Source organism: Arthrobacter sp. SDR-2R (genome assembly GCF_057747955.1).
Map to the genome: position 1 here is coordinate 2,912,414 of NZ_CM173231.1, position 14,841 is coordinate 2,927,254.

The following is a 14,841-nucleotide window of genomic DNA, read 5'->3' on the forward strand; positions in this document are numbered from 1 at the left end:
CGATGCCAAGAACTTCGAAGCAGTGCTAGCTCAAGTCGGCCCCGTTGGATGCGATGACCTTTTGATACCAGAAGAACGAGTCCTTCCTGTATCTCTTACCACTTCCGCGGCCGAGATCGTCCTGGTCAACGTAGATGAAACCGTAGCGCTTTGATATCTGTGAGCTTGATGAACTGATCAGGTCGATGGGCGCCCAGCTTACGTATCCCATGAGGTCCACCCCTTCCTCTATGGCCTGGATCATTTGCTGGAAGTGTGCCCGGAAGTACTCGATCCGGTACGGGTCGTGGATCCTGCCGTCCTCCGTGAGTTCATCACGCATTCCCAAACCGTTCTCGACGATGAACAGGGGTTTTGCGTAGCGGTCGTAGAGGTCGATCAGCGCGATCCTTAGTCCGATCGGGTCGATTTGCCACCCCCACTCGGTGGATCCCAGGAAGGGGTTCTTCACGCCGAGCACGGTGTTTCCGGGCGTGCGCTCCGCGTTGGGGTCTGCCGACTCGGTCATGGAGTTGTAGTAGCTGAACGATATGAAGTCGATGGTATTTTCGGCCAACAACTCCACATCACCATCCTCAAAAGGAATCTTCACACCCCGCAATTCGAGGGCACGAAGTGCCAGACGGGGGTAGCCGCCGCCTGCCTGGACATCGGAGCAGAGGTAAAGGAGCCGTTCCTTGGCTTGGGTCGCCGCCACGTCTTCCGGCCGGCAGGTATTGGGGTAGGTCACAAGCATGGTCAGCATGCAGCCCATCTGGGCATCAGGTGAGATCTCCCGCAGCAGTCTGGTCACCGACGCAGCGGCGATGAACTGATGGTGCAGAGCCGTGTAACAGGCCTGATCCAGGCTGCCTTCAACGGTCTGGTCAATGATGCCGCCCGACGTGAACGGGTGCCGTGTTATGCCGTCGATCTCATTGAAGGTGAGCCAGAGCTTGACCAGGTGTCCAAACTCTGTGAAGCAGGTCCGGGCAAAGCGCTCGAAAAGTTCGATCGTCCGGCGCTCAACCCAGCAGTTGTTTTTCAGAGCCAGTGCCAGCGGGGGATCATAATGCGAGAGAGTCACCAGAGGCTCGATGTTCAGGCGCCGCATTTCAGTGAACAATGCCTTGTAGTAAGCGACGCCTTCGGCCAGCGGTTCAACCTCTTCGCCCGTTGGGAAGAGCCGGGTCCAGGAAATAGAAACCCGCAGCGTGGTGAAGCCCATTTCCGCGAATAATGCCAGGTCGCCGGGGTACCGGTGATAGAAATCTATGCCGCGCCGTTTGGGATACATCTGGTCGTTCTGGTCGGCCAGCGCCGCGTTGATGCCTTCCACCGTCACCTGATGGTGAACGGCGTAGTCCTTGGGATCCGCGTGAGGTTTGTAGGTTGCGACGTCGGAGACAGCCGGACCGCGGCCCCCCTCGCGCCAGGCGCCCTCTACCTGGTTTGCTGCCAGGGCGCCGCCCCATCGGAAAGTTTCAGGCAGTGGCATCGATCTTCTCCTTGATTTTTTCGTTGACGACCAGAAGCAGGTCTCCGGCCGCAATGGCGTGTGGTTCGACGGGGCTGACATCGAAGCGGGCAGAGTTGACTATGACCACGGGAGTAGTGGTGTCATAACCCGCATTCGTGATTGCGGCGAGGTCTGCTTCGAGCAGTAGTTGCCCGGCTTCGACCCTGTCACGGACTGACACGTGGGTAACGAACGCGCTGCCGCCAAGACGAACTGTGTCGATACCGACGTGGATAAGTACCTCGACACCGTCATCACCGCGAATGCCGATTGCGTGCTTCGAATCCAGAAGGGCCGTCACCACCCCTGAGAAGGGAGAGCGAACCTCACCGTTAGTGGGCCGGATGGCCAGTCCCTCTCCCAGCACGCCCGTTGCGAAGACCGGATCGGACACCTCCGAGAGCGCGATGGCCTCCCCCGTGAGCGGGCTGAGGATGCGGGCTCCCTCAGGCGTCTCAACTTTCACGTCGCCGAACTGGCGGACGGTTGCGGACACATCGTCACGCCACAGGATAGCTGCCGTCACGAAGGACACCCCGACGGCCACCAGCAGTCCAATGACCGCATGCAGAAGGTTCTGGGGGTTGTCGGCGTCGATAAAGGATGTGATGCTCGCGAGCCCTGGCCCAACCGCGACGAAACCGGCCACGTGCATTATGCCCATGTAGGCTCCGGCTGACACCGCCCCTGCGACAACGGCGATGAAAGCCCTGCGGTTCTGAAGAGTGACGCCGTAAAGGGCCGGTTCAGTGATACCGAAAAGTGCCGAGATTCCGCCAGACAGAGCGGTGGCACGCAGCGCGGGACTCTTGGTGCGGACGGCAACGCCAAGGGCGGCGCCGGCCTCGCTGAGGTTGTGGGCCAGGGAGGCGGGCTGGTAAAGCGATTCCCGTCCGGTCGCGGCGATCGTTGCGATGGTCGGAGGAATAAAGGCTTTGTGCATCCCAACGGAGATGATCAGGGGCAGCACGCCTGCCAGCAGTGCGACGGCGACCCAACCCAGTGAGCCGTGCAGCCCGGTCATAGCACCGGTGAGAAGCGTTCCGAGCCAGAATCCAAGCGGCCCGAGCAGGAAGATCATCGCTGGTGCAACGATGACGATGCACATCATCGGTACGAAGAAGATCCGGATGGGAGCCCACGCCAGCTTAGTGAAGAGCGGCTCTATGACGGCCAGCAGCAGGACCGTGAGGATGGCGGGAAATACCTGGGCGGTGTAAGCCACAACCGGTACGGGAAGGCCGAAGAGTGCGGCGCCGCCCTCCTTGGTGGCCAATGCAGTGAAGGCGGGGTAGACCATCACGCCCACGAGACCGATGGCGAGAGGTATGTTGACTTTCAGTTTCCTGGCGCTGGTATACGCCACCAGCAAGGGAATGAACCCGAAGACCGCATCGGGAATGACGGCCAGCAGTTTGTAGCTATCGCTCTTAGCGTCCAGCCACCCCAGCGCAGATGCCAAAACGAGCAACGATTTGAAGATACCGGACCCCGCAATGGCCGGAATGATGGGGGTGAATACGCTAACAACAAAGTCCATGACGGTACCGCCCAGGGACTTCCAGCTGTATGGGACCCTTTCAGATGGAGAAGTTGGCTGGCCGCCCGGTCCTCGAAGCGCCTCTATCGCCGCAAAGGTGTCAACAACCCGGTCGCCGACAACGACTTGGGTTTGGGACGAACCCTTGACGACGCCAAGGACGCCCGGAACCGCCTTGAGTGCAGCCACATCGGCCTTGCTGTCGTCGGCGAGGCTAAAGCGTAGGCGCGTTGAGCAGTGGTGCAGGTTCGTGATGTTCGCGTCGCCGCCGACATGCTCCAAAATCGCTTTCGCGTTCTCCTGGGTTGTCATGGGTCCTCCTTTGGATTCCAAGTCCATGCGCGTACGCACCGATGCGTTTCCTCGTCGTTCAGGCACAAAAAAAGGACCCAACGTACCGCTTTTTGAAAAGCGTTACATTGGATCCTGCCTGCACTACCAGTCACATGTCCGACCACCAGAGTAGCGCCTGTCACTAACTCACGCAATAGCCCCCATGGAGCGCGAACACTGTCGCACGATGTGGCTGAGCAGTATCAGGTGAAGTACACACCCAGCCTGACGGCAGAAATCGGTGCCAAAAGCGTCAGCTTAGGCCCCAATACGTAACCTTCGGCGATAAATGGCGGCGTTTTCACGACGCTACCTGACGCATGAGGTGGTTCTACAAGAGGAATGGCTTACGCCCTCGGCGGTGGAGCGGTGGCCAGTAGCGCACATGGATATACAGCTCCGGCAGTGAATCCTGCTAGTTAGCCCCGCTGACCGCGCCGGCAGTGATGTGGCCGCCTAATGCCACCCAGAGGTAGCGGATTGACCTTTCTACGCCTTGCCGGTCGACGCCGGCCAGGAGCTGCAGCACCAGTCCATCCAGTGCCGCGAAGGCAGCCTGGGCCGCACCCTCCTCCTGACCGAATCCGATTCGACGTAAACCCTCTGCGAACGCGGCAACGTAGCGTGCGTACAACTGTTGCACGGCCTCGGCGAGTTCGGGCCTTCGCCGTGATTCCAGGATCATCTCGTACTGGAAGATTTGCAGGTCGGGATTTTCGGCGATCAGCGCGAGGATGCTTTCGCAAAACTCTTCTTCCGTCGCGGGGAGTTCTTCCAGTTGCGACAGTCCGATGGATTGCTGCACCGACCAATCGAGGGCTGCCTTGATCAGCGCGTCCCGAGTGCCGAAGTGGTGGGCCACCAGGGTGTTGTTGACCCCCGCTTGCTCCGCCACGGCGCGGAAGGTCAGGCCTCTCAGGCCCTTGCGCGCCACGACGTGCACTGTCGCAACCAGCAGCGCCTCCCGGCCTGTGCCATACCCCTTGTGCCTATCCCCGTTCATGGCTTGATTCTATCGTTCTCCGAGCGTCTATTGACGTCGACACTCAGCAGGTGCTTAGATGTGATGGAGCGCACAACTAAGCGGGCGCTTAGTAATTATTCTTTCTCTCGAGGAGACAACGATGTCCACTTCCCAGACCACCACCGGCTTCACCGTCCACGACGCCTTTGATCCGCAGAAGTACGAGCCGTTCATCCTGGGCCAGGTCCAGTGGGTCCGCAGCCCGGGCGACGGGGACCGGCCTGCGCTCTCTGCCGGTTTCTGGCACGTCACTACTGAAGAGGCTCCGGAGCCTTTCGATCTTCTGATCGAGGCCGACGAGACTCTCCACATTCTTGAGGGCCACCTCCACATTGAAGTTGAAGGCGGAGAAAGCTTCGACCTTCGTCCCGGCTGCGCGGCTTCCTTCAATAAGGGCACCCAGACCCGATGGACCGTCATTGAAGACACCACCGAGTTCTTTGTCTACTCCTGATCAACAGCCGCCAGCTGATCAATTCCCAGAATCGTTTTGAAAGCAAAAGAGCCGAACGTGACTAACACCAACCCAACCGCGGAGCAAGCGGACGTCATCATCATCGGTGCCGGCTTCGCTGGTCTCACCGCCGCCCGCGAGCTCCGCCAGGCCGGGCACTCCGTCGTTGTCCTCGAAGCACGGGACAGGATCGGAGGGCGCACCTGGCTGGACGAGCAACTGGGCCGTCCCTTAGAGATGGGCGGGACATGGGTGCACTGGACCCAGCCCTATGTCTGGTCCGAGATGAAGCGTTACGGGCTGGGTACCGTACAAAGCCCGGTCCCTGAGACGGCCTACTGGTGGGCCGGCGGTGAGCGCCACGAGGGCACCCCGGAGCAGTTGCTGGGCGATATCGACGAACCGAACCGGAAACTCATGAACGAGTCCCGAACCTACTTCCCGCAGCCGTTCAGCCCGTTCATCAGCCCGGACATCAAAAGTATTGATAATGTCTCGCTGCCCGAGAAATTCACCGAACTCGGACTCTCGCCCTACTCCCGCGACATCCTGGAATCGTTCTGGGCACTGAACTTCAACGGCCCCGTTGACCACGCAGCCTTCACCCAGGCCCTGCGGTGGGTGGCGCTGACCAACGGCGACTGGATGGTCAACTTCGAAGCCTGCGCGACGTTCAAGATCCAAGGCGGCACCGGCAAACTGATCAACAGCATCGCCGAGGGCACTGACGTACGGCTCGGAACGACGGTCGCCGCAGTCGAGTACGCCGGCGACAAGGCGTCCGTTATCACCAGCACCGGCGACACCTTCGAGGCAGGACACGCGATCTGCACCGTGCCCCTCGGCGCTCTGGGAACCATCGGTTTCCAGCCCGCACTGCCGGCTCCGGAGCAGCAGGCCATCACCGAGGGCCAGGTCTCCAAAGGCATTAAGGCCTGGATCACCGTCAAGGGCGAGGTCAAGCCCTTCGTTGCCCTCGGGGCCGCGGACTGGCCCCTGAACTACGCTCAGGCGGAATACGACCAGGATGGCAACACCATCCTGGTGGCCTTCGGCCCCGACACCGCCCGCCTCGATGCGACCGACCTCCAGCAGGTCCAGGCCGCCGTCGACCTCCTTGTGCCGGACCTTGAGGTCCTGGACGTCGCCAGCCACGACTGGACCAGCGATCCCCTCTCGGGACAGACCTGGCCTATGCACCGCACGGGATTCCTCACCGAATCCCTCCCCAGTTTCCAGCAGCCACACGGGCCCCTGCTGTTCGCAGGTTCCGATTACGCCAACGGCTGGGGTGGCTTCATCGACGGAGCCATTGAAAGCGGAATGGAAGCAGCACACACTATCAACCAGCGTCGCGCCTAAGCCTGCACGGCTACCCCAAAGAATCCTCAAAGAAGGTTGACATCCACCATGTCAAAGACAGAAACATCCACGGGTTCAACCGCGGCAACGACGCCGGGCACCGACCTGAAAAAGGGCTCCATCGGAGTCCTCGGCATCCTTTTCTTCGTCCTCTCCGCCCAAGCACCACTGACCGGAATCGCGGGGGCATCCGGCCTCACGGTGTTCCTCGGCAACGGGGCCGGGGCTCCCGGGGCCTACCTCACGGTCGGCGTCGTCATCATCATCTTCGCCGTCGGATTCATCGCCATGAGCCGCAGGATCCGCGCCAACGGCGCCTTCTACGCTTACGTCGGGGCAGGTTTGGGCCGGCATACAGGTGCCGGCGCCGCCTGGCTGGCGCTGCTGGCCTACGGCACCGTCCAGGCCTGCATGTACGGGCTCTACGGCGCCAGTCTCAGCGCCCTCGTCGCGACCTACACGGGAGTGACCATACCGTGGTGGCTGCTGGTGCTGGTCACCATGGGCGCCGTGCAGCTCCTGGGTTCAAGGAACGTTGAACTCGGAGCCAAATTCCTGGCCTTCCTCGTGGGCGCCGAAGTTGCCATCCTGCTCGCCTTCGGCATCAGCGTGCTGGCCTCAGGAGGAGGACCCGAAGGAATCAGCCTTTCCGCCAGCTTCTCACCGGCCGCGATCGCAGCAGGGGCACCGGGGGTGGCCATCATGTTCGCCGTAGCGTCCATGTTCGGCTTCGAATCAACCGCGATCTACTCCGACGAGGCGAAAGATCCACGGCGCACCGTTGCCCGGGCCACCTACCTCTCGGTCAGTGTCATTGCCATCTTCTTCGCCTTCATCACCTGGATGCTCGTCTCCTACTACGGCCCGACAGCCGTACAGGGAGCCGCCGGCGCAGCGGTCGAATCCGGCGACGCCACCTCGTTCTTCTTCGCAGCAGCCGTCGACAAACTCGGTGCCTGGGCCGGCCCGGTCGGGGGCGCCTTCCTCATCACCTCGGTCCTGGCGGGCATCATCGCCTTCCACAACGCCATCAACCGCTACCTCCACTCCCTGGCCCAACGCGGCTCCGTCCCAGCCCGCCTGGCCCGGACCAACTCCCACGGCGCACCCTACGCCGCCGCGTACGTTCAGACCGCGATGGCCCTGGTGATGACAATCCCGTTCGCGATCCTGGGGCTGGACCCGGTCCTGACCCTTTTCGCCTGGTTCGCCGGCGTCGCGGTTGTTGCGTTGCTGGTCCTCTATGTCCTGGCATCGGTGGCCGTCGTCGTCTTCTTCCGCCGCCACGGCGGGCAGGGGATCTGGCAGACACTTATCGCCCCGATCCTGGCCGTAATCCTGATGACCGCGGTGCTCTGGTCGGTGGTCAGCAACTTCACCACCCTCATTGGCGGTGACGCCGTCACAGCCAACTGGCTGCTCGTGATGGTCCCGGTCGCCTTCATTGCCGGCATGGCCCTGGAGCGCCGCAACCGAAGCGAACACACCATCGAATTCACCGACACCGCCGTCACAGCCGAACCCGCTGCGACTAGAGCACGATTCGTCCCGCCAGCTCCAAGCAACTGAATACCCAGATAAGAGGGATCTAATGAACACCACACCCGTCCTGACCGAGGGCTCCGTTGCTGCCCGGACCATCTTCAATCCCGCCACCGGTGAACCCGTCGGAGACGCCCCGGTGCATACGGTGGCGGACCTGCAGCACGCCATTGACGTGGCAGTCGCCGCCCAGCCCGGCTGGGCCGAGCTCGGCCACGAGGCACGGTCCGCTGCACTGTTGAAGGCCGCCGACGCCATCGAAGCCCGCGCCGAAGAACTCGCCCAGCTGCTGTCCCGCGAGCAGGGCAAACCGCTGAACGGCCCCAACGCCCGCTTCGAAGTCGGCGCCTGCGCGGCCTGGCTCCGCGCCGCCGCAGGGACACCGCTCGAAGCCGAAACCCTGGTCGATGACGGTGAAACACGCGCCGAACTGCATTACCGGCCCATCGGCGTCGTCGGGGCCATCGGGCCGTGGAACTGGCCCATGATGATCACCGTCTGGCAGGTCGCCCCCGCCCTGAGAATGGGCAACGCCGTAGTGGTCAAACCCTCCGAACACACCCCGCTCAGCGTGCTTGCCCTCGTTGAAACCATCAACGAAGCCCTGCCCGAAGGGCTCCTCACCGTAGTCTCCGGCGGACGCGATGTAGGCGAAGCCCTCGCCTCCCACCCCGCCATCGGGAAGATCATGTTCACCGGCTCCACCGCCACCGGCAAAGCGATCATCAAATCCTCCGCGGACACCGTCAAGCGGCTCACCCTGGAACTGGGAGGTAACGACGCCGGCATCGTCCTGCCCGACGCCGACCCGAAGGCCATCGCCGAAGGCCTGTTCTGGGGCGCCTTCATCAACACCGGCCAAACCTGCGCCGCCCTGAAACGCCTCTACGTCCACGACGACATCTACGACGCCGTCTGCGAGGAGCTCACCAACGTGGCCAAGGCCATGCCAATGGGTAACGGCCTGGACGAAAAGAACGTCCTCGGACCGCTGCAGAACAAGGCACAATACGAGATCGTCGCGAACCTCGTGGAGGCCGCCAAAGCCTCCGGAGCCCGCGTCCTCCTCGGCGGAAACCCGGACACTGACCAGCCCGGCTACTTCTACCCCACCACCCTCGTGGCCGACATTGACAACGACAACCCACTCGTCGCCGAAGAACAATTCGGCCCCGCCCTGCCCATCATCCGCTACAGCACCATCGACGAAGCAATCCAGAAAGCAAACGCCCTCGACGTCGGACTCGGCGCCTCCGTCTGGTCCTCAGACCCGGCAAGAGCCCGCAACGTCGCCGCCCGCATCCAAGCCGGCACCGTCTGGATCAACAAACACGGCGCCGTCGACCCACGCATCCCCTTCGGCGGCGCAAAACAATCCGGCTACGGCCTCGAATTCGGCGTCGAAGGACTCAAACACCTCGGCGTCCCCCAGGTAATCAACGGCTAAATTTTCCCTTCTGGATAGCCCGCGTCTGGCCACCACCGATCAGGGGCGGGTTATCCATTCACATCTGCCTCTGCAAAGGATGAACATGTCAAAATCCCATCACCGAACCCATCAGGAAGTCACCGACTGGTCATCCCTTCAGCCGGGCGACGCAGTCGCTATCTCCGACGATCTCCACTGCCCGGATCCGGCATATGTTGAAATAACAGCGCCCGAGCTCGGTGTTCTATGGATTCGCCGGCCAAAGATCGGGGAACGGCGGCTGCTCCACACCGAAACCCACCGCATCTGGCGCCTAGTCCCGAACAGCCCGAGCTGAACAATAGACTTCGGCCGCGAGAAACTGCTTGTCGGATCCCTCCGACACCGGTTTCGCTGGAGAACCAACCTCTCATCTCTCATGTGTCTCGAAAAGCAAAAGCCTTCCAAGACACCCCTTTACGGCCAATCAAAGGAATAGGGTTCTGCGTCATACCGTGTTTCCTGACGTCTCGCTAAGTCGTCTCAGCGAGGGAGGTCTTAGCAGTGCCTTCAAGAGGCCTTTTCGAGCCACAGTGGCAACGTGAGACACCTTGGCTATACAAGGGTCAGTTCATCCAGTCAGGATGCGCAGCTGCAGCTCGACGCGCTTGTCGCGGCCGGGGTCTGTCGCGTCGACAGGCTCGGCCTGACAACGACAATCACGCTGAGTGCCGGCAGGTCCTCTGGCTCGGTTCGCAATAATCAAAGGCTCTGCGAACTAAAAGCCATAGCTGTTCATGAGCTGGACGGCATGTGCGGTGATCAGAACTGTCAGGGATTGCGCAAGCTCAATAGCTTCGTCCTCGAAAAAGCAGATATAGGTGTTGACACTTTACACATTCGGTTTGACAGGACAAATGCATGCGGGCCTCCCTTTCTACCGGTCCTTCAGACCGGCCTGCGGCAGCACAGGAGAGCAGGTGCGTACAGGTCATGTTGTCCCCACTCCCCCGCGGCATGAATAGGTGTAGGCCACCACCGGCCAACCCACCAACATAACGGAACGAGGAACCGCAGACCCGCACGACAGCAGGCGGAAGGCCAACCAGCCAGTGCCTTGAACCCGCTACCCCACACACCTGAAAAGGCTCCGCGGCAGCCAGGCCCACTGCCCGCGACCCAGCCGTCAGAGGGGCGGCACCACACGCCATGTCTACACGTTAAAGCAAAAAGCCCCTCCGACGAGGGGATCTGCTGTGCCCGAGGTGGGACTCGAACTACATTCCAGGCCCTGCAAACACGGGGAACCCGCGAAAACATGCGGAATCCGTGCCCGTTCGGAGACAGTACGGGCTAATCCGAGGCCAGGAGTGTGCACATTGTCCACACTCCTGGCTCGGGATTTCTTTGCTTGGTTTCCCTTACTTTGCGTAGGCGGCCGGGACCTCGTAGTTCGCGGCCAGCGGAGGGAGCTTCGGGACCGGGTGCGGACCGCTGGAAAGCCAATCGTTGCTGATTTCGGTGGCTTTAGCGGCGTGGAGGACGAGCTGTGCCGCGAGGGCAGAACCGGTGATTTTGGCGTAGGCTACGGCGGTCTCACCGACTGCCTCGGTGTGTTCGAGGAGCGGGAGCAGGTGTGCTGAAGTGACGTTGCTGAGTTTCCCAACCCGTTTGCCGTCGAGTTCGTACCTCGACCAGCGGGCGCTGTGTGCCGTTTTTCAACGTGTTGATCGCTTTGTGCAGGCTGACCAGCAGGAGGCCTCGACGGTCGGTTGGGACGTGGCTGGACAGCATGTCGAAGTGGTTCTCTTCCTTCAGGACCTGAATTCCTGATCCCCACGGCAAGAGCGTGCTCACGCCTGTGGGGGCCGCGTTGAGTGGAGTGATCAGTTCCGGTTCTGGCAGCGCAATGGTGACGCGTGCACGAAGCTGGGCGCCGTCGTCGTATCCCCAAATGCGAGCGGTAGTTGCAGCGAGCAGTCCGCTGGCGATGCTTCTCCTGATTGGTTGTTTATAGCGAAGCGCGTCCTCACGACTGAGATAACCAAGCACCCGGCCTCTCCACCGAACACTGATGGCATTAGCATCGTGCGGGTTGTCCGGCTCAGCAACCAACTCCACCTCAACACCTTCAACTTCACCGTCGGACCCGCGAATGGATATGGCTCCGTTGGCGAGGAGCGCGGTCTTGATTGCCTTAGCGTAGGCGTGCTCACCAACGACCTCCACGTTCGACCACGCAGCGCGACCAAGGGAAACAGGATACGAGCGCTTAGGGGAGGAAGAAGGCTGATTGACCGCTGCAATTGGTTCCAGTGGCACCGCGTACGACGAATCCTGATGAGGCGAAGCGGCATTGTCGGGCTGACTTTCGTGCTGCGAAAGCGCCGTCGTGACCGCCAGGCGTGGGAGGACGCCACCTATTCAGCCACTACTGAAGAATCTCTCAGGGTCCCTGGTGGCGGTATCGAAAACTTGGCTGATGACGCCGCGTCCGCCCGCGTTCAGCCTCGCCGGGCTTTCGCCGACGAAGGTAAGGAGGTTTGCTGCCTCTCGAATAGGAGACCCCAATCTTGGGGATCCTCACCGTAGTTATTGTGCGACGCATTGCCGACTTCGTGACCCGGAAGGGGCCGCCCCCCAACGCTTGCGCTCAATCCGCGCTTCGATGCGGTGATCCGCACCGGCCCAAAACTCTTTGACTTGTGGTAACGAAACCCCAAAGCCGTACCCCCGATAAATCTGGCATACGAAAGCCAGTTCTCCTCATACGAGAGATTCTATGCATCAGCAATCCGTCCAGGACCAAACGGCCACCAAGCGAAATCTCCACGCCGCTGCAAAAAAGCCTGAGCGCCCTCAACAACCGCCGAAGTCATGCGGTCCCATTCTTCAAAACCCATGGAAAAGAACAAACTCATCGCTGCTTGTCATTCTGATATGTCCATGGTCGCTGGGCGGGCCCTCCGCGCAACCAGGGCGCTACACGCCGACCCCGGAACCGAAAACTTCCCAGACCGGAGTCGGATGGCGCCGGGACGAAGTTTTCAGCCCCGGCGCCGGTCCCCCAAGTTGCACTCCGTCCCCTCAGCCCAGCGGATGGTCCCCTACCAGAACGACGATCACGACCAACAACCGCAGACAAAACAGAAATCAAGGGTGAAGGAAACGGGATCATGGAAAAGCTCACGATCAAAACACCATCGGATGTCCTCAGCTTCATCGGGCACACCCTGGGCTTCTGGCCCCAGGAAAGCCTGGTGTGCATCACGATGAACGACAACAGCATCGGTGCCACTCTCCGTGTCGACCTCCCCCACCAACCGGGCCAGGAGCTCAACTACGCACGAACGGTCGCCCACTACCTCACCAGTGACACCACTGCAACATCGATCCTCTTCGCGGTCTACACCAGCGAAACCACCCAGCCCGGGGAGGCCAGGCCGCAGGCCGGAACGATCGCCGCCCTCACCGGGGTCCTCGCCGAGCAGGGAATCACCATCCGGGACGGCCTCCTCATCGGCGACGAAACCTTCTCCCCCTACGACGGGGAACCAGGCACCAGCCTCGCCCTGCCCGTCAATTCCACCCAGACCAGCGCCATCAACGCGGAATTCATCTACCGCGGCAGCTATGTCCAACCCACCGACCGCATCACCCTTCCAGCCACCGGCCCGACAGCAGCGAAAGCCGCCGCGGTTGAAAGCCACATGGACTCCATCAAGTCTCAACCGGCCGAAACGGCCCTCCTTCACGGAAGGGAACTCTGGGGCAACATGCTCGGCTCGACAGACTTCCCCAGCGACGACGACTGCCACGCCCTCGTCGCGAACCTGCAATTCCCCGCCATCCGAGACAGGCTCATAGCCGACATCCCTGGGATGGACGAACCCATGCAGCACATCCTGTTCGCCCAAACCACACAGGCCCCGAAGTGGTCGCGCATCGAATGGGCACAACATCTCCTCCTGCACGCGTACACCCGGACCTCCCCCGAACACGCAGCACCGGTCCTCACTGCGATTGGCTACATCAACTGGTGGGAAGGCAAGGGCAGCAAAGCACACCAATTCCTCCAACTCGCCCTCGATACCGACCCCGCCTACCGCCTCGCCCGCCTCAGCGACCAAATGGTCGGCTCCGGCATCGTCGCAGGCTGGAACATGGACAAGAGCACGGCTTACAAAGCACTACCGTTCGACATGCCCTAATTCATGTCCCCGTAAGACGAAGGCAGTGTACTTCCTGTTAACTAGTGACAGTGAATCTTCCCTCCCGGCGGCTTCGCCAGCGAGCCACGGCTCCGACATCCCGCTACCGAGCAGATGTGGTTGACGGAATCTCCATTATCGGTTCTGGGAAATGGCCGAGGCAGGGAGCCCTGGAAGGGGCTCCAGGAGTACTCTTCGCTGCTGTCCGGTTCGGCCCATTCCCGGGCCGCGACGAGGTGTCCCTCAGCGGGCAGGCCCTGCTTTTTTGCAGCCGGGAATCTGCTGTAGGTGCGGCCGACGACCGTTTTGTCTGAGTTTGACCGGCCAAGGCTGCAGCGGAAGCTGCGGGAACTCTTGCTTCCTGCAGATCGGATGCCGACCGTTATGGCCATGCCTATGGACTAGTTTGTCGTATCGCAGAATGCACGCTGTGGCAGTGAAGAATTCAAGCCGCCATGATCTCTATCGGGCCGCTGCCTGGTGGGAAGCTTTACTGTTCCTGCAAGTAGTAAGTAACCGCACTTTGCGGGTGGGGCGTCCAGCAGTGAGGCATCGCACTCCAGACCCACCTACACGGCGGTGGCGTCGGCGCCATCTGCACGCCAGCTCCCCCGGCCCGTGCCAGGTCGAGGTCAAGCGGCTTCACGTAGACAGCCGAGGGATTAAAGGTGGGTGTGCGAGTCCAGTGCGACGCGAAGTGGTCAACATTCCTAGGGACTCAGTTACTGCGGGTACCGATTCCGGAACCTTTTCGGCTGGGGAGCAAATGAATGGAACCGCTTAGAGTTGGCGGTGGCAAGGGTGTTGTGGGTCTCGAGCCACCAGGTCTTATCCACCTTGTCTGGGATCCCGATGTTCGTTTCCGAGCTGTCAGCGCGCTCCGAAGCTCCCATTGCTTGCTGGACACCTACATCAACAACTTGCTAGACAGCCCCTTTTAACCCGGTCTCTAATCCCATCAGCTTTGTGTACACCCCAAACTGACAAACCCGAGTGTTAGGTCGGACCTTCCTCTGAGAAGACCTTAGAACACTGTCGGAAAGGACGAGGGTCGGAGGCTGTGGTCAACCGCTGCCGGCTCGGCCTGAGGCGATGTTGGTCGCCGAGGAAAGGTCATCATTTAGGCTCTGGTATGAAGGACCTTGACGTGCCTTGTAGGTGTCTTCTCGACGAGGCGTCGGTGCTGTGGGCCTTCCATCGTCAGCCAGAGGACGTGCCCGTTTGTTGTCACGTCCTCCACGTGGCCTTTGTCGAGGATCTTTCCCTGTTCGTAGATCTCAATGTTCTGGCCAACGAGCAGCGTCCAATCGTCTTCAGGTTGCCGCATGGTGAAGTCACCCGTCGTGGGAGCGTGCTGGGAATGACTGCGGGAGGTGGTGTCCATGAGGATTCCTGGTAGTCGATGCCGTGCGGAGCCAGCGGGTGTTCCCGACCTGCGGGGACTCTGTGGTGCAGCGGGAAGGCGCCGG

General features: G+C 61.2%; 11 protein-coding genes and 1 pseudogene. 6 read left to right on the forward strand and 6 right to left on the reverse strand.

Going from position 1 to position 14,841, the window contains the following annotated elements:
• Positions 1–25 precede the first annotated feature (25 nt).
• From AC3ANU_RS13515 to AC3ANU_RS13525, 3 genes are all read right to left on the reverse strand, one after another.
• Entirely contained in the window at positions 26–1,477 is a 1,452-nt protein-coding gene (locus AC3ANU_RS13515) for a glycoside hydrolase family 1 protein (RefSeq protein ID WP_133832280.1), read from the reverse strand.
• A complete protein-coding gene (locus tag AC3ANU_RS13520) occupies positions 1,464–3,350 on the reverse strand; it encodes a beta-glucoside-specific PTS transporter subunit IIABC (RefSeq protein ID WP_488314703.1) in 1,887 nt (628 codons plus the stop codon). The genes AC3ANU_RS13515 and AC3ANU_RS13520 overlap by 14 nt, the downstream gene beginning before the upstream one ends.
• Before the next feature lie 436 nt (positions 3,351–3,786).
• Positions 3,787–4,374 (reverse strand): TetR/AcrR family transcriptional regulator, encoded by a 588-nt coding sequence (locus tag AC3ANU_RS13525; protein WP_082581737.1) that lies wholly within the window; start codon positions 4,372–4,374, stop codon positions 3,787–3,789.
• 121 nt (positions 4,375–4,495) lie between these two features.
• On the opposite strand from AC3ANU_RS13525, the gene AC3ANU_RS13530 reads away from it, so the two are divergent.
• From AC3ANU_RS13530 to AC3ANU_RS13550, 5 genes and pseudogenes are all read left to right on the forward strand, one after another.
• Positions 4,496–4,849 carry a cupin domain-containing protein gene (locus AC3ANU_RS13530; protein WP_056391255.1) on the forward strand — a complete coding sequence of 118 codons (354 nt, stop codon included), beginning with the start codon at positions 4,496–4,498 and terminating at the stop codon, positions 4,847–4,849.
• A 57-nt stretch (positions 4,850–4,906) separates the two neighbouring features.
• Complete coding sequence (locus AC3ANU_RS13535) at positions 4,907–6,211, forward strand: flavin monoamine oxidase family protein (RefSeq protein WP_133832278.1); 1,305 nt, start codon at positions 4,907–4,909, stop codon at positions 6,209–6,211.
• A gap of 48 nt (positions 6,212–6,259) precedes the next feature.
• A complete protein-coding gene (locus AC3ANU_RS13540) occupies positions 6,260–7,780 on the forward strand; it encodes an APC family permease (RefSeq protein WP_056391249.1) in 1,521 nt (506 codons plus the stop codon).
• 22 nt (positions 7,781–7,802) lie between these two features.
• Complete coding sequence (locus AC3ANU_RS13545; RefSeq protein WP_488314704.1) at positions 7,803–9,200, forward strand: aldehyde dehydrogenase family protein; 1,398 nt, start codon at positions 7,803–7,805, stop codon at positions 9,198–9,200.
• Between the two features lie 562 nt (positions 9,201–9,762).
• Positions 9,763–9,853, forward strand: a pseudogene (locus AC3ANU_RS13550) (recombinase family protein); the annotation flags it as partial.
• Between the two features lie 904 nt (positions 9,854–10,757).
• On the opposite strand, the gene AC3ANU_RS13555 reads toward AC3ANU_RS13550, so the two are convergent.
• Both AC3ANU_RS13555 and AC3ANU_RS13560 read right to left on the reverse strand, forming a co-directional pair.
• Positions 10,758–11,483, reverse strand: coding sequence for an HIRAN domain-containing protein (locus AC3ANU_RS13555; protein ID WP_165838102.1), 726 nt, complete (start codon positions 11,481–11,483; stop codon positions 10,758–10,760).
• A 182-nt stretch (positions 11,484–11,665) separates the two neighbouring features.
• Positions 11,666–11,845, reverse strand: coding sequence for a hypothetical protein (locus AC3ANU_RS13560; protein ID WP_165838103.1), 180 nt, complete (start codon positions 11,843–11,845; stop codon positions 11,666–11,668).
• Positions 11,846–12,337: 492 nt separating this feature from the next.
• Between AC3ANU_RS13560 and AC3ANU_RS13565 the strand changes: the two genes are divergently transcribed.
• Positions 12,338–13,372: a DUF4192 domain-containing protein gene (locus AC3ANU_RS13565; RefSeq protein WP_488314705.1), complete on the forward strand. Its 1,035-nt coding sequence runs from the start codon at positions 12,338–12,340 to the stop codon at positions 13,370–13,372.
• Positions 13,373–14,492: 1,120 nt separating this feature from the next.
• On the opposite strand, the gene AC3ANU_RS13570 is transcribed toward AC3ANU_RS13565, so the two are convergent.
• The gene (locus tag AC3ANU_RS13570) at positions 14,493–14,756 is read right to left on the reverse strand and encodes a hypothetical protein (protein ID WP_134164231.1); all 264 of its coding nucleotides are present in this window, start codon (positions 14,754–14,756) and stop codon (positions 14,493–14,495) included.
• Between the last annotated feature and the right edge of the window lie 85 nt (positions 14,757–14,841).